Genomic DNA, 14,599 nt, shown 5'->3' with positions numbered 1-14,599 from the left:
GCACGGAATCGACAAAGGAAGGTATCGATGCCAAGCACAATGAAAGCCGCCGTCGTCACCGAGTTCGGGAAGCCGCTCGACATTCGCGAGGTCGATAAACCCGAAGTGAGTGACGGCAAGATCGTGGTCAAGATCGAAGCCAGCGGGGTCTGCCACACTGACCTGCACGCCGCGCAGGGCGACTGGCCGGTGAAGCCCACACCGCCCTTTATTCCAGGGCATGAGGGCGTCGGTTCAGTTGCCGCGGTCGGCCGCGGCGTTACCTCGGTGAAGGAAGGCGACCGCGTCGGCGTGCCCTGGCTTCACACGGCCTGCGGCTGCTGCCGCCACTGCGTCGGCGGCTGGGAAACGCTCTGTGAGTCCCAGGCAAACACCGGCTACAGCGTCAATGGCGGTTTTGCAGACTATGTCCTTGCCGATCCGGACTACGTCGGCCATCTGCCCGACGGCCTCGACTTCGCGCCCGCCGCCCCGATCCTCTGCGCCGGGGTCACTGTCTATAAGGGCCTGAAGGAAACCGAGGCCAAGCCGGGACAGACCGTCGCCGTGGTCGGAATCGGCGGACTGGGGCAGCTTGCGGTTCAGTACGCGAAGGCCATGGGCTTTCACGTGATCGCCATCGACATTGCGGAGGAGAAGCTGAAGATGGCCTCGGACTCCGGCGCTGATCAGGTCTTCAACGCGGCGACCACCGATGCCGCCGCAGAGATCGCCAAAAACGGCGGGGTCGAGGGCGTCGTCGTTACCGCGGTATCGCGCGATTCTTTCTCGCAAGCCGTTACCATGCTGGGACGCGGCGGCACCATGAGCCTGATCGGTTTGCCGCCCGGCGGCTTCGAGCTGCCGATTTTCGAAGTGGTGCTGATGCGCAAAACAATCCGCGGATCGATCGTCGGCACCCGCAACGATCTGTCGGAAGCGCTTCAGTTTGCCGCCGAGGGCAAGGTGGCATCCCACTTCGCAACCGACCGCCTGGAGAACGTCAACGACATCTTCGGGCGCATGGAAGCCGGCAAGATCGACGGCCGGATCGTCATGGAGATTTGACCGGCCCCGTCTTCAACGATTCAGAGCGACGGGGTGCGATGGCGCGCTCCTCGCAGCTTATTCGAACAGCCAGGACGATCGCGTTGGCCACGGAAAAGGCGAGCGCGATCTCCCAGGCGCCGAAGGCCAGCGGCAGCACCAGGATTTCACCGGCCACGACCAGATAATTGGGATGGCGGAAGAGGCGGTAAGGGCCTTTTCGCACCAGCGGTACATCGGGCAGGGTGATGATCCTGGTGGTCCAGTAGCGGCCCAGCGTGATCAGGACCCAAAGGCGCAACAACTGCAGTACCAGGAAAATCCCAAGCAGGGGCCAAGAGGCGGGAGCGTCCGCCGGCACAAAAACCAGCAGCGCGAGAAGCCACAGCGTGTGAAGGCCGACCAGCAGGGGATAGTGACCGGCGCCAATCTCCTGTCCGCCTTCAGCCAGAAGGCGTCGCGTGTTGCGCCGGGCGTAAACCAGTTCACCGAGGCGTTGGAGGGCGACGAGGATCAGAACGGCCCAGAGCACGCTCATGGCTTCACGCCTCCAGGATCTGGAAGCCTGCGCTGAAGCCAGGGCCGAGCGCCGTCATAATGTAGCGGCCCTTCATGCCGGCCGCGCGCATACGCTCCAGCACGAAAAGCACCGTCACCGCCGACATGTTACCGAAGTCCCGCAGCACACCCCGTGCCGCCGAGAGGTTGCCTTCCTCAAGACCGAAGACCTCTTCCAGCGCGGCGATCACCTTGGCGCCACCGGGATGGCAGACGTAGCCGTCGATATCGGCCCGGGTGTAGCCGTGATCTGCGAGAAAGGTATCCAGAGCTGCCCCCAGGCGGTCTTGGACGAGCGACGGTATGTCGCGTGAGAAAACCACACCGAGCCCGTCGTTCTCAACATCCCAGCCCATAACATCGAGCGACGCCGGCCAGGTATATTCACCTGATGCCGTAAGCTGCAGCGGCGGCATAGATTGTCGGGTCTCAGGCGCGCCAGCGCCGGGTAACGCCGGATCGCCGGGTGATTCCAGCAAAACCGCAGCAACGCCGTCACCGAAAAGCGCCGTCGCGATCACATTGCTCTTGGAGCGGTCGTTGGCCCGAAAGGTGAGGGCGCAGAGTTCCGCCACCAGGCAGAGAACCCGCATGCCCGGACGGCTCTTGGCCAAAGCCGCGGCCCGCGACAGGCCCATCACACCGCCCGCACAGCCCAGGCCGAAAATCGGCAGCCGGATGACGTCGCGCCGGAACGCGAGGCGATCCATCAACCGCGCATCCAGACTGGGCACGGCGATCCCGGTGGTCGAAACAGCCACGATGGCATCAACGGCATCGAGCGGCAGACCTGCCTGCTCGAGGCAACGCAAGGTCGCTTCCTCGAACAGATCCAGGGCATTGTCGATAAACAACTGGTTCCGGGTCTTCCAGTCGCTGGGCTCAAGATACCATTCGATAGGCACACAGGACCGGCGGGTGAGGATACCGGCGTTGTCGAAGGCGGGCAAAAGACGGTCGATGTTGATGCGCCGTCCGCCAAAGAGAGAACGCACGCGGGTGACCACGTCTTCCTGGCGCAGCACATACTTCGGTACGGCGGTGGTAAGGCCGGTGAGAGAAACGGCGTTTTCCGCCGCAGGCTTGGGCGCGGCGCGCTCCTCGCGCGCCATCTGAAGGTCTAGAGCAGTGATGTCCATCTCCCTGGGTGTATCGGGGAGTGCCTGCCCGGCCTCCCATGAAAGCCACCACGTGTGGCCGTCGTCGCCCTTCTTAAGACTGTTACGTGCCCCTCAACCCCAGGGTTTCAAGGTCCGGGGTTTCAAGGCCCGGGTTTCAAGACTGAATCGTTAGTCCTTTGTTAGTCACAGCCCTTAACGCGGCCCTAGGCGACTGCTGATACCTTGAAGAGGCTCAGGAAGAGCCTGCGCTTCGCGCAAAATGGTAGGTAATCATGGTCAAGCATCTGACATTAATGGTGTATTTCACCGTTACCCTTGGCGCCACTTTCGGCCAGGGCGGAACCGCCGTGCTGGCCGGCAAGCTCTACACCACCAACCCCGGTCACTATCCCACTCATAACTCCGGCGGATCAGCCGATACATCGGTGTTGGGGCGCAAAACCAAACAGGTTCGAGCCGGATCGCGCCTGCTGGTGCGCGACGAGGGCCGACTCCATGAAGCCTGGGTCCTGAATCCGGAGCTTTCGAAGGCCTGCAACAAGCGGATTTTCCGCCAAAAGCGCGACAAATTCTATATCGGCATCGTCGACGGACGTACCTACGGCGCTGCGGTCGGCGGCCACGGCAGCCTGGTGGACCGGGCAAAAATGGCGGAAAATCAAGTGGTTTACCTGTTTCGCGGCGAGGGGACGACAGACTGCCGGGTTTATCACCGGACCAAATAACAGAATGATTCATGAATCATTAAGCTGTTAACCATTTGTTTACCATCTCCGGAACATACTTGTTTCACGGTTCATCGACCGTCTCCTGAAATTGATTGCATCGACCTCTCAAAAGCCCCGCCTCCCCGGCGGGGCTTTTCCTTATTTTGAGACCGACACGGGTCTAAGGCCGGTTCGGGTGGCCGGCGCGAGCAGGATCAGCCGCTCTTCGCGCAACCGACTATTCTCCGCCGCGCACTTGCCCGGATCGCGCGGCAAAGCTAGACAGAAGCCTGGAATCCAACGTCCACAGGAGTGATTCGATGCGTTCCGCCACAACCGCGTTTGCATTCCTGCTGGTGCTAATGCTTGCCGGCTGCTTCGCGCCCAGCAAAGCCGATATCATCAAGAAGGCCGACGGAGCCTCAACACGCGCCGACCTGGAGTCCGCGCTTGGTGAGCCGAGTGAGGTGTCCAAGATCGGCCCCATAGAGAAATGGACCTACAAGGCCGCCGACGGCGCGGTGGTGTTCCTGCTGGCCGGCGACAGCATCACCTTTGAGGTGACTGAGGATCCCTAGGCTGGGCAAAGAAGGCGGAAGCTTGGATTGCCACGACTCTTGGGCCTATGGCACAAGAACAGCCAGTCGGGCCGCGTTCTCCAAAATGCCGGCCGCGTTGTGGCAACGTTTCGTGGGGTGACCGTTTTCATGCCGAGCCTGACATCCTCTGTCAAAGCACTCGCCCTTGGCCTTGCAGTCACCTTGTGCCTGACAGCGCCCGCGACGGCGCAGCAAACCGATGCCGGGTTTGACCGCTGGCTGGATGAATTGAAGCAGGAAGCCCTTGGCAAAGGCATCCGGTCCCAGACCGTCGAGGCGGCGCTGGCCGGGGTGAAGCCCATCGAGCGGGTTCTGGAGAAAGACCGCAGTCAGCGCGAATTCACTTTGACCTTCACCCGCTATGTTCGATCCAGCGTCACCGACACCCGGGTCGACCGCGCCCGGCGTCTGTTGGAGGAGCATCGCGACCTTCTGCAGCGCATTGAGGCCAAATACGGCGTCCAGCCCCGGTTCCTGGTTTCCTTCTGGGGCCTTGAGAGCAACTTCGGCGAGTACACCGGCGGCTTTCCGGTGATCGGCGCCCTGGCGACCCTCGCCCACGATTCCCGGCGCAGCGCCTTCTTTCGCAACGAGCTGCTGAACGCCCTGCAAATCATCGACGAGGGGCACATCGCCGCCGAGCGGATGACCGGCTCCTGGGCCGGGGCCATGGGGCAGGTGCAGTTCATCCCTTCGACTTTCGTGAACTTCGCCGTCGACTTCGACGGCGACGGCAAGCGCGACATCTGGAACAGCCTGCCCGACATCTTCGCCTCCGCCGCCAACTACCTGTCTCAGGAAGGTTGGCGGGGTGACGAAACCTGGGGCAGGGAGGTCAGGCTTCCCGCTGGTTTCGACCACAGCCAAGCCAGTCTCAATATCGCCAAGCCGCTGCGCGAATGGGCCGAGATTCACGGCGTCACCAGGATCGACGGCAGCCCGCTGCCAAGCGCCGATCTGGATGCCGCGATGGTGTTGCCGTCAGGGCACAGGGGCCCCGCGTTCCTCGCCTACAACAACTATCGCACCATCCTGATCTGGAACCGCTCCATCCTCTACGCCCTGGCTGTGGGCCATCTTGCCGATCGCATTGCCGGCGCGCCGCCGCTCGCCTCCCTGCCGGAGGAACAGCCGATCAGCCTGAAGATCATCGAGGAGATGCAGGCGCTCTTGAATGCCAGGGGCTTTGATGCCGGGGAGCCGGACGGTCTGGTCGGCCGCCAGACGCGCGCCGCCCTCAGCGCCTATCAAAAATCGATCGGCGAGCCCGCCGACGGCTATCCGACGATGGAACTGATCGAGAAATTGAGAAAACCCTGATTCCGGTATGCCGCCCCCCCTTGGCAGCATGATTGCCGGAGAAGCAAAAGACGCATAGACTACAAGAGATAGTGGGGAACGCTTGCGAGAATACAATATGGTGGCTGGGCGATGGATATCCGGGGGATGGAAATCCGGCGCGGTACTGCTGGGCTTGATGGGAATTCTCGCGGGCTGCGCTGAAACCGAACTGGCGGTTCATAATGCAAAGCGGCTGCAACTGCCCCCCGACGCAACCCCTCCGCAACAAGGCAACTACAAGGTCGGTCGGCCCTATCAGATAAAGAACATCTGGTATTACCCGCGGGTCGACTACGACTATGACGAAACCGGCGTGGCCTCCTGGTACGGCCCCGGTTTCCACGGCAAGCGGACCGCAAACGGCGAGATCTACGACCAGAACGCCATGACCGCCGCCCATCGGACGCTGCCGATGCCGACCCTGGTGCAGGTGACAAACCTGGAAAACGGCCGCTCGATCCGGGTGCGCATCAACGATCGCGGCCCTTTTGCCCACGGCCGCATCATCGACCTCTCAAAACGCGGTGCCGAACTTCTGGGTTTCGTCAGGCAGGGAACCGCAAAGGTCCGGGTCACCATCCTGGAACCCGAAACCCGCGAACTGGTCAATGCCGCCAAGGGCTTGAGCCCCGATGCCGATGCACCGCCGGCGGTCCCCGTTGAAACGGTGGCGGTTCAGGAACTGCCGCCCGCCGGCGAGGCCGCACCCGCGCCGGCAGCCGGCGCTCCCGTCAAGCCCGCACCCGTGCGAACCGCCTCTGCCGCACAGCTTCAGACCAGTGACACGGCGACAGCGCCGCTGGTCGTCAATCCACAGCCGGTCGTCACCCAGGAAGCGGTACGGCGGACCCGACTGTATGTGCAGGCCGGCGCTTTCGCCGAGATCGTCAATGCAGAGCGTATGCGCGCGCGGCTGTCTTCTCTCGGCAACGTGCAGATTGCGCGCGCCGTCGTCGGCGATACCCGTTTCTTCCGCGTTCGCCTCGGCCCGGTGCGCGATGTCGGCGAAGCCGACAAGCTGCTTGAGAGGCTTCTCTACAATGGCATCACCGATGCCAAGGTTGTTGTCGATTGATGTTGCGCGGGAACCTGTGCCACAGAAAAGTTCAGGCCCTCTGCGCCCGGAGAAAAACGTGAAATGACCCTCACCAGATCAATCATTCTGTCCTTCGCGCTGGCAGCGGCCATTGGCTTGTCGGCACCTCTGGCATCCACGGCGGAGGCTCTGGAAACCCAGGCCCGCGAAGTCTTCCTGATGGACGCGAACACCAACGCCATCTTGCTCGACAAGAATTCGGAAGTCTCTATGCCCCCGGCGTCGATGAGCAAGATCATGACGGCCTACATGGTTTTCGAACGCTTGAAAGCGGGCAGCCTGTCCCTCGACGATAAGCTGCCGGTCAGCGAGAAAGCCTGGCGCATGGGCGGTTCCAAAATGTTCGTGGAAGTCGGGGACCAGATCCGTGTCGAAGATCTGCTGCGCGGTGTGATCGTGCAATCGGGCAACGATGCCTGCATCGTCCTGGCCGAAGGCATTGCCGGCAGCGAAGAAGCCTTTGCCGAGCAGATGACGGCCAAAGCGCGCGAGATCGGCATGACCGGCAGTACATTCGCCAATGCGACCGGCTGGCCGCACCCGGACCACCGGATGACGGCACGTGATCTTGCAACCCTTGCCAATCGGATCATTACCGACCACCCCGAGTTCTATCACTACTACTCGGAGAAGGAATTCACCTGGACCGATATTCGTCAGGGCAACCGTAATCCGCTTCTCTACAAGAACATCGGCGCCGATGGGTTGAAGACCGGACATACCGAGGAAGCCGGTTACGGGTTGACGGCCTCGGCGGTTCAGAACGACCGCCGGCTGATCCTTGTAGTGAACGGCCTGGGCAGCATCAAGGAACGCTCAGCCGAGTCCGAACGGCTGATGTCCTGGGGCTTCCGGGAATTCGGCAACTACGCCCTTTTCGAGAGTGGGGAGACCGTCGACGAGGCACCGGTCTGGCTTGGTGCCGAGAAAACCGTGCCCCTCGTAATGGCCGAGGATCTCGTCGTCACCCTGCCGCGCAGCGTGCGTAACGGGATGAAAGTCTCCGTTGTCTATGACAGCCCCATCCCGGCACCGGTTCCTTCTGGGCAGGAGATCGCTACCCTGCGGGTCTCCTGGCCGGACGGCGTGCCGGTTGAAGTACCGCTGATGGCCGGCGAAGACGTCGAGCAGCTCGGGCCCTTTGGACGGATTGCGGCCAGCATCAAGTTCCTGCTGCTGGGAACCCCTTGAGCGACACGACGGCAACGGTCGGCAAGGCAAGGGGCCGCTTCATCACTCTGGAAGGCGGCGAGGGGGCCGGCAAATCCACCCAGCAAAAGCTTCTTGCCGCCTGGCTGCGCGAGCAAGGCGTAACGGTGGTGGAAACGCGGGAGCCCGGGGGCAGCCCCGGCGCCGAGCAGATCCGTGACCTCTTGGTAACCGGTGAGGCGGGCCGCTGGGATGCCTTGACCGAAACGCTTCTGCACTTCGCCGCCCGCCGCGACCATGTCATCAAGACTATCGAGCCCGCCCTGGCCCGCGGTAACTGGGTGGTTTGCGACCGCTTCGTCGACTCGACCCTGGCCTATCAGGGCTTCGGACATGAACTGGGCCGGGAGCCCGTCGAAAAGCTGCGCGCGCTTGTCCTGGACCGCCTGATGCCGGACCTGACGCTGATCCTCGACCTTCCGGTCGCTGATGGCCTGGAGCGCGCGCGCCAGCGGGCGACGTCCACCACTGCTGCCGAAGATCGCTATGAGACCATGGATCGCGCTTTTCACGAGCGGCTGCGCCGGGGCTTCCACGAAATCGCGGCAGACGAACCGCAACGCTGCATTCTCGTCGATGCCGCCGGGACGGCGGAGTCCGTCGCTGATAAGATCAGGGTGATCGTAGCCGAGAAGCATGAGGACACCTTGTCGTGAGCGACAAAGAACCGGTTTGGCCCCATCCGCGGCTGACGGCCTCTCTGCGGGGCCAGGAAGCGGCGGAAGCGACTTTGCTCCAGGCGGCGGAGTCCGGCCGCTTGCCCCATGCCTGGCTGCTTTCCGGACCGCGCGGTGTCGGCAAGGCAACCCTGGCCTACCGCTTCGCGCGTTATCTGCTGGCGGAAGCGCCGGCGGAACAGGGCCTCTTCGGCGACAGCCCAACCGGCCTGGCGATCGCAGCCGAGGATCCCGTCTTCCGCCGTGTCGCAGCCTCAGGGCACAGCGACCTGATGACCCTGGAGCGTCAGGTCGACGACAAGGGCAAACTGCGGAGCGTGATTCCGGTCGAGGATGTCCGCCGCCTGCTCGGCTTTGCCCGCATGACGGCGGGAGAAGGGGGCTGGCGGGTCGCCATTGTCGACTCCATAGACGAGACCAACCGCAACGCCGCCAATGCCCTTCTGAAAATCCTGGAGGAACCGCCGCCGCGCTGCATCCTGCTGCTGGTGAGCCACGCCCCGGGCAGCCTCCTGCCGACCATCCGCTCGCGCTGCTGCCAGCTGCCGCTGGCGCCCTTGGCAGAATCCGTGGTTGCTGAACTGCTCCAGGCACACCAGCCCGAGCTTGAGCCAGACGAAGCCGCTGCACTGGCCCGGCTGGCCGACGGCAGCATCGGCCGCGCCCTGGCTCTGGCCCGTCATGGCGGACTGGAGCTCTATCAAGACCTGATCGCCCTGATCGCCACCCTGCCGCGGATCGACGTGAAGGCCCTGCACGCCCTGGCGGACAAGTGGGGCCAAAACCGCAACCCGACGGCCTTTCAGACCGGAATGGAGCTCTTGATCTGGTGGCTGGGACGCCTGATCCGTTCGGGGTCGACCGGCGCCGCCCTGGTCGAGGTTGTGCCCGGCGAGGCGGAGCTGGCCCGGCGCCTGCTGGCCGGGCGCCCCCTTGCGCAATGGCTTGGCCTGTGGGAGAAGATCAGCCGCCTTTTTGCCAGGACCGAGGCAGCCAATCTGGACCGGAAACAGGTGGTTTTGACCGCTTTCCTGGATTTGGAGAACGCGGCTTCCTAGTGCGGATGAGGCGAGGCCGGCACCTGGCCCCCCGGTCGCCCCCGATGGAGATCTCTGATGACGGCAGGAAAGCCGGCGTACTATGTCACGACCCCGATTTACTATGTGAACGATGCGCCGCATATCGGCCACGCTTACACCACGCTGGCCTGTGACGTACTGGCCCGGTTCAAGCGCCTGGACGGTTATCAGGTTCACTTCCTGACCGGCACCGACGAGCATGGCCAGAAGGTCGAGAAATCCGCCGAGGCGGCCGGCATCGATCCACAGGCCTTCACCGACAAGGTCTCCCAGAACTTCCGCGATCTCTCCGGTCTGCTGAACTTCTCCAACGACGACTTCATCCGCACCACCGAGGAACGCCACAAGCGGTCCTGCCAGGCACTCTGGCAGAAACTGGTCGAAGCCGGCGACATCTACCTCGGCAGCTATGCCGGCTGGTATGCCGTGCGCGACGAGGCCTACTATGCCGAGAGCGAGCTTGAGGACGGCGAAGACGGCAAGAAGATCGCCCCCTCCGGCGCCGAATGCGAGTGGGTCGAGGAGGAGTCCTACTTCTTCCGTCTCTCGGCCTGGGGCGAGCGCCTGCTGAAGCTCTATGAAGAGCAACCCGACTTCATCCTTCCGGCGAGCCGCCGCAACGAGGTGATAAGCTTCGTGAAGGGTGGGCTGAAAGATCTCTCCATCAGCCGCACCACTTTCGGCTGGGGCATTCCGGTGCCCGATGCGCCGGGCCACATCATGTACGTCTGGCTCGATGCCCTGACCAACTACATCACCGCCGTCGGTTATCCCGATGCGGAGTCCGAGAACTTCAAGACCTTCTGGCCCGCCGACGTTCATATGGTCGGCAAGGACATCCTTCGTTTTCACGCCGTCTACTGGCCGGCATTTTTGATGGCGGCCGGCGTGCCGACACCCAAAAGGGTTTTTGCCCACGGTTGGTGGACCAACGAGGGCGAGAAGATGTCCAAGACACTGCGCAACGCCCTGGTGCCGGCGGAGCTCGTGGAAACCTATGGTCTGGACCAGCTGCGCTATTTCCTGCTGCGTGAAGTGCCTTTCGGCAACGACGGCGACTTCTCGCGCAGCGCCATGGTCGGGCGTATGAATTACGACCTTGCCAACCAGTTCGGCAATCTGGCCCAGCGTGTGCTGTCCATGATTGCCAAGAACTGCGGAGGGCAGGTGCCGCAGCCGGGCGATCTGGACGCCGACGATGAGGCGCTGCTGGATCAGGCAACGGGGTTGCTGCAGGACCTGCGCAGGGAGCTGGACGTTCAGCAATTCCACATCGCTCTGACCAAGACCTGGGAGGTGGTTTCCGCCGCCAACCGCTACATCGATCACGCAGCGCCCTGGAAACTGAAAAAAAGCGATCCGGCGCGCATGGCAACGGTCCTCTATGTGCTGGCGGACACCATCCGCCAGCTCGCGATTCTCTGCCAGCCGGTGATGCCGGATGCGATGGAGAAGATGCTGGACCAGCTCGCGGTCGACACGGCGGAGCGCGACTTTGCCGCCCTGCAGACCCGGCTGACGCCGGGCACCGCCTTGCCGGCCCCCGAAGGGATCTTTCCCCGCTTTATCGAGGAAGAGGCCTGATTCATGGCCGCTTCCGTGTCATCCGAAGAGGCCGCTCCGGCGCTGGTCGATTCCCATTGCCACCTCGACTACCTGGCCAAGGACGGCGACCTGGGGCCGGTGGTCGAGCGGGCGCAAGCTGCCGGCGTCGCGACCTTGGTGACGATCTGCACCAAGATCAGCGAGTTCGACACGATCCGCGCGATCGCCGAACGCTTTCCCTCGGTCTTCTGCTCGGTCGGCGTGCACCCGCATGAGGCCGGGCAGGAAGGCCAGCAAGACGCCGGGCGCCTGCTGGAACTGGCAGCCTATGAGAAGGTGGTAGGGATTGGTGAGACCGGCCTCGACTACTACTACGAACACTCGCCGCGCGAAGCGCAGCAGGTGAGCTTTCGCGCCCATATCGAGGCCAGCCGCAAGACCGGGCTGCCGCTCATCGTGCATGCCCGCGACGCCGATGACGATACCGTGGCGATCCTGCAGGAAGAATATGCAAAGGGTCCTTTCCCGGGTGTCATCCACTGCTTTACGGCCGGGCCCGAACTGGCCCGCGCGGCCCTCGACATCGGCTTTTACATCTCTCTGGCCGGCATCGTGACCTTCAAGTCCGCCCAGGCGCTTCGCGATACCGTGGCCGAGGTGCCGCTCGACCGTCTGCTGGTGGAGACTGACTCGCCCTATCTGGCGCCGGTACCCAAGCGCGGCAAGACCAACGAGCCGGCCAATGTCGCCTACACGGCAGCAGCCCTGGCAGCATTGAAAGACATGCCTGAGGAAGACTTTGCCGCACTCACGACCGAAAATTTCTTTCAGCTTTTCAGCCGTGCCCGGCGGGCCTGAGAGGATGCCATGAAGCTGACGGTGTTGGGCTGCGGCGGTTCCGGCGGCGTGCCGGTCGCCGGGCGCGAGGCCGGCGGCACCTGGGGTGTTGCAAAACCCGACAACCCGAAAAACCGACGCTCGCGGGTTTCCGTATTGATCGAGGGCGAAGGGGAGGAACCCGGAACCACAGCCCGCATCCTCATCGATACCTCGCCGGACCTGCGCCAGCAGATTTTGGACAACGATATCACCGCGCTCGATGCCGTGCTCTATACCCATGCCCACGCCGACCACAGTCACGGCCTGGATGAACTGCGCGGCATCGTCTATTCCCGGCGAAAGCCGATCGACGCCTATATGGACGCCCAGACCCGGGCCGCGCTGACGACACGCTTTGCCTATGCGTTTTGCTCCAGCCGCACAGCCGATAACCTCTATCCGGCCTTGCTGGACGATCATGTGATCGACGGGGATTTCAGGGTCGGCAACATCCCGGTGACCGCCTTCACCCAGCAGCATGGCGCCGACCCCAGCCTCGGGTTCCGCTGCGGCGATATCGCCTATTCGACCGATGCTTCTGCGCTGGATGAGCAAGCCTTTGCCGCGCTCGACGGCGTGAAACTCTGGGTCGTCGATTGTCTAAGAGACGACCCGCATCCGACCCATTCCCATGTCGCGCAGACGCTGGAGTGGATCGCCAGGGTGAAACCGCAGCGGGCCATCCTGACCCATATGAACGAGAAGCTCGACTACGACGAACTGCTGAGCCGCTGCCCGCCGGGGGTCGAGCCGGGATACGACGGATTGACCGTGGAAATCTAGCGGTCGAACCAGAAACGCTCCGGCCGGTAGATGCCGAACTGAGCCCCGGGGTCCCAGTTATAGATTCCCTCCTCCGGCACGTTCCGGAGACTGCTGGCGACCGTCACCGGCTGCGGCACATGGGCCACCAGCCCGATGGTGTAGACCTCTTCGGCCTGGATCGTCAGGATCTCTTCCCAGACCGCGACTTTTGCTTCCCGGGATTTGGCGTGCAGCCATTCCTTGTAGAGCGCCAACAGCCGCTTCGGCTTTTCCATGTCGACCGGCTCACCGGCCTGCCCTCCGGTTTCGGCGTATTGACCCCACTTCGGCCAGTGGTAGCTCTGCTGATGGATCGGCACGAACTCTTCCGGGCTGGTGTAAGCCGTGGGAATGCCATTCTCGTAGCCGTACCACATGGCCATCATCGTCTCGCCTGAGAAGATGCGGTTGCGCAGCACCTCGCGTTGCGACGGCTTGGTGAAGAGCTTGATGCCCATGGCCTTCCAGGAATCGGCAATGAGCTCCAGCACATCGACTTCTTCGGTGTTTTCGCCGGCTGTTTCGATGATGATCTCCACCGGGCGTCCATCCGGCAGCAGGCGGACACCGGAACTGTCACGCTCCGTCAGGCCGATTTCATCCAACAAAGCGTTCGCCTTCTGGATATCGTAGTCAGCCCAGGCGGCACGATACTCCTCTTTGAAAAGGGGGCTGTCGGGCAGCACCGAGTTGTTCCCTTCCAAAGTCAGCCCGTAGTAGATGACCTGGTTGATCTCGCTTCGATTGATGCCGAGAGAAAGCGCCCTGCGGAAGCGGGCATCGCGGTTCAGATTCCGCCAAACCGGGTCGCTGACATTCAGGTTCGGGTAGAGAGCCAGTTGGGAGCCGCGGACCGTCTTCCAGAGGCGGACGTCGAAGCCGCTGCGCTCTTCAGCCGCCTTCAGAAAGGTGTAGTCGGAAAAGTGCAGGCCGCGGGACTGCAGATCCGACTCCCCGGCGCTGGTCTTGGCGGGAACCAGCGAGCCGCCAACCACTGAAAGCACGAAGCGGTCGGCATAGGGCAGTTGCTGACCGGAGGCATCGATGCGGTGATAGTAAGGATTGCGTTCGGCGACAAAGCGGGTCGAGGGCGGTTTCACCGCGTTGAACCAGGGCTGCAAGGTGGGAAGATCCGGGTTGGTCGCCTTGTACATGTTGCCCAGGCGGTTATGCAGCTGGGCCCAGTTGCGCGCGCCGGCCTCGGCAACTGCCTTGTCGATCTTCGCCTGGTCGCCGTGCTTGGGATGGAACGCGCTCAAGTAATGAGCCGGCATGAAAAGATCGAGCGGGCGCGCGCCGGCAAGTGCGGGGATCAGAAAGGGATTGGGCTGAGACCAGCTGTAACGGATCGTGGTTTCGTCGAGGAACTCGACCTTTGGCAGTTCGCCCTCGACACGCAGCACCTGGGACGGCCCCGTCGGGGTCAGCGCCTCGTTGTTCGCAACATCCTCCCAGAAGTAGCGGAAATCCTCAGAGGTAAAAGGGTGCCCGTCCGACCAGCGATGACCCTTGCGCAATTTGAAGGTGAAGATGCGTCCGTCCTCAACCTCGAGGGCTTCCAGCAGATCAGGCTCGACCTCCAGCGCCTCGTTGTAGCCGACAAGGCGTGCATAGCCGTAGACGTTCAGCAGGCGCACGTCTTTGTCACGGGTCACGAGCATTCGCAATTCACCGCCATGCCTGCCGACGGAAAGGTTGGGGCCGCTGACGGACACGCGCGGCACCGCGGGCACCCGGTCGCCGATTTTCGGCAGCTGACCGGCATTCACCATCGGTGCCAGGGAAGGCGTCTCTTTTAAGGTTTGAACCTTGGGCGCTTCCGGCGCCTCATAGACCCGAACCTCGGCAAACGCTTCGCCGGAGAGTACCGCCATAAAAACGAATGAGGCCATCGCCGTGGCCCCGGAGCGAAACCCGAAAGACATAAAGTTGGTCCCTGAACGCGTTGTTATTTCGGG

General features: G+C 62.9%; 14 protein-coding genes. 11 read left to right on the top strand and 3 right to left on the bottom strand.

The window, feature by feature from the left end; translation table 11 throughout:
- Nucleotides 1-27 precede the first annotated feature (27 nt).
- The gene (gene adhP, locus ACP146_RS11240) at nt 28-1,047 is read left to right on the top strand and encodes an alcohol dehydrogenase AdhP (protein ID WP_422366847.1); all 1,020 of its coding nucleotides are present in this window, start codon (nt 28-30) and stop codon (nt 1,045-1,047) included.
- Here the strand turns inward: adhP and ACP146_RS11235 are convergent.
- The gene (locus ACP146_RS11235; RefSeq protein ID WP_422366846.1) at nt 1,034-1,564 is read right to left on the bottom strand and encodes an isoprenylcysteine carboxyl methyltransferase family protein; all 531 of its coding nucleotides are present in this window, start codon (nt 1,562-1,564) and stop codon (nt 1,034-1,036) included. The genes adhP and ACP146_RS11235 overlap by 14 nt on opposite strands.
- A 4-nt stretch (nt 1,565-1,568) precedes the next feature.
- Nucleotides 1,569-2,723, bottom strand: coding sequence for a type III polyketide synthase (locus tag ACP146_RS11230; protein WP_422366845.1), 1,155 nt, complete (start codon nt 2,721-2,723; stop codon nt 1,569-1,571).
- 254 nt (nt 2,724-2,977) lie between these two features.
- Between ACP146_RS11230 and ACP146_RS11225 the strand changes: the two genes are divergently transcribed.
- The 10 genes from ACP146_RS11225 (at nt 2,978) to ACP146_RS11180 (ending at nt 12,620) form a co-directional block, all read left to right on the top strand.
- Nucleotides 2,978-3,430 carry a hypothetical protein gene (locus ACP146_RS11225; RefSeq protein WP_422366844.1) on the top strand — a complete coding sequence of 151 codons (453 nt, stop codon included), beginning with the start codon at nt 2,978-2,980 and terminating at the stop codon, nt 3,428-3,430.
- Nucleotides 3,431-3,732: 302 nt separating this feature from the next.
- Nucleotides 3,733-3,990: a hypothetical protein gene (locus ACP146_RS11220; protein WP_422366843.1), complete on the top strand. Its 258-nt coding sequence runs from the start codon at nt 3,733-3,735 to the stop codon at nt 3,988-3,990.
- A 129-nt stretch (nt 3,991-4,119) separates the two neighbouring features.
- Complete coding sequence (locus ACP146_RS11215; protein ID WP_422366842.1) at nt 4,120-5,331, top strand: lytic murein transglycosylase; 1,212 nt, start codon at nt 4,120-4,122, stop codon at nt 5,329-5,331.
- Nucleotides 5,332-5,428: 97 nt separating this feature from the next.
- Nucleotides 5,429-6,427: a septal ring lytic transglycosylase RlpA family protein gene (locus ACP146_RS11210; RefSeq protein WP_422366841.1), complete on the top strand. Its 999-nt coding sequence runs from the start codon at nt 5,429-5,431 to the stop codon at nt 6,425-6,427.
- Nucleotides 6,428-6,490: 63 nt separating this feature from the next.
- On the top strand, nt 6,491-7,639 hold the full coding sequence (locus ACP146_RS11205; protein WP_422366840.1) for a D-alanyl-D-alanine carboxypeptidase family protein: 1,149 nt from the start codon (nt 6,491-6,493) through the stop codon (nt 7,637-7,639).
- On the top strand, nt 7,636-8,313 hold the full coding sequence (gene tmk / locus ACP146_RS11200) for a dTMP kinase (RefSeq protein WP_422366839.1): 678 nt from the start codon (nt 7,636-7,638) through the stop codon (nt 8,311-8,313). Before ACP146_RS11205 ends, tmk begins: the two co-directional genes overlap by 4 nt.
- On the top strand, nt 8,310-9,392 hold the full coding sequence (locus tag ACP146_RS11195; RefSeq protein ID WP_422366838.1) for a DNA polymerase III subunit delta': 1,083 nt from the start codon (nt 8,310-8,312) through the stop codon (nt 9,390-9,392). Before tmk ends, ACP146_RS11195 begins: the two co-directional genes overlap by 4 nt.
- Nucleotides 9,393-9,449: 57 nt before the next feature.
- Nucleotides 9,450-10,997 carry a methionine--tRNA ligase gene (gene metG, locus ACP146_RS11190; protein WP_422366837.1) on the top strand — a complete coding sequence of 516 codons (1,548 nt, stop codon included), beginning with the start codon at nt 9,450-9,452 and terminating at the stop codon, nt 10,995-10,997.
- 3 nt (nt 10,998-11,000) lie between these two features.
- Nucleotides 11,001-11,816, top strand: coding sequence for a TatD family hydrolase (locus tag ACP146_RS11185; RefSeq protein ID WP_422366836.1), 816 nt, complete (start codon nt 11,001-11,003; stop codon nt 11,814-11,816).
- 9 nt (nt 11,817-11,825) lie between these two features.
- The gene (locus tag ACP146_RS11180) at nt 11,826-12,620 is read left to right on the top strand and encodes an MBL fold metallo-hydrolase (protein ID WP_422366835.1); all 795 of its coding nucleotides are present in this window, start codon (nt 11,826-11,828) and stop codon (nt 12,618-12,620) included.
- Here the strand turns inward: ACP146_RS11180 and ACP146_RS11175 are convergent.
- Entirely contained in the window at nt 12,617-14,533 is a 1,917-nt protein-coding gene (locus tag ACP146_RS11175; RefSeq protein WP_422366834.1) for an ABC transporter substrate-binding protein, read from the bottom strand. The genes ACP146_RS11180 and ACP146_RS11175 overlap by 4 nt on opposite strands.
- Nucleotides 14,534-14,599 lie beyond the last annotated feature (66 nt).

The sequence above is a fragment of the Pelagibius sp. genome, assembly GCF_965249265.1.
Lineage (GTDB): Bacteria > Pseudomonadota > Alphaproteobacteria > Kiloniellales > Kiloniellaceae > Pelagibius.
The sequence above is the reverse complement of the archived record's forward strand: the minus strand, read 5'-3'. Positions and strand labels throughout refer to the sequence as shown.

Excerpts from the sequence above, each read along its gene's own strand:
- adhP (WP_422366847.1), top strand. The coding sequence starts at position 28 with ATGCCAAGCACAATGAAAGCCGCCGTCGTCACCGAGTTCGGGAAGCCG.
- ACP146_RS11235 (WP_422366846.1), bottom strand. The coding sequence starts at position 1,564 with ATGAGCGTGCTCTGGGCCGTTCTGATCCTCGTCGCCCTCCAACGCCTC.
- ACP146_RS11230 (WP_422366845.1), bottom strand. The coding sequence starts at position 2,723 with ATGGACATCACTGCTCTAGACCTTCAGATGGCGCGCGAGGAGCGCGCC.
- ACP146_RS11225 (WP_422366844.1), top strand. The coding sequence starts at position 2,978 with ATGGTCAAGCATCTGACATTAATGGTGTATTTCACCGTTACCCTTGGC.
- ACP146_RS11220 (WP_422366843.1), top strand. The coding sequence starts at position 3,733 with ATGCGTTCCGCCACAACCGCGTTTGCATTCCTGCTGGTGCTAATGCTT.
- ACP146_RS11215 (WP_422366842.1), top strand. The coding sequence starts at position 4,120 with ATGCCGAGCCTGACATCCTCTGTCAAAGCACTCGCCCTTGGCCTTGCA.
- ACP146_RS11210 (WP_422366841.1), top strand. The coding sequence starts at position 5,429 with ATGGTGGCTGGGCGATGGATATCCGGGGGATGGAAATCCGGCGCGGTA.
- ACP146_RS11205 (WP_422366840.1), top strand. The coding sequence starts at position 6,491 with ATGACCCTCACCAGATCAATCATTCTGTCCTTCGCGCTGGCAGCGGCC.
- metG (WP_422366837.1), top strand. The coding sequence starts at position 9,450 with ATGACGGCAGGAAAGCCGGCGTACTATGTCACGACCCCGATTTACTAT.
- ACP146_RS11185 (WP_422366836.1), top strand. The coding sequence starts at position 11,001 with ATGGCCGCTTCCGTGTCATCCGAAGAGGCCGCTCCGGCGCTGGTCGAT.
- ACP146_RS11180 (WP_422366835.1), top strand. The coding sequence starts at position 11,826 with ATGAAGCTGACGGTGTTGGGCTGCGGCGGTTCCGGCGGCGTGCCGGTC.
- ACP146_RS11175 (WP_422366834.1), bottom strand. The coding sequence starts at position 14,533 with ATGGCCTCATTCGTTTTTATGGCGGTACTCTCCGGCGAAGCGTTTGCC.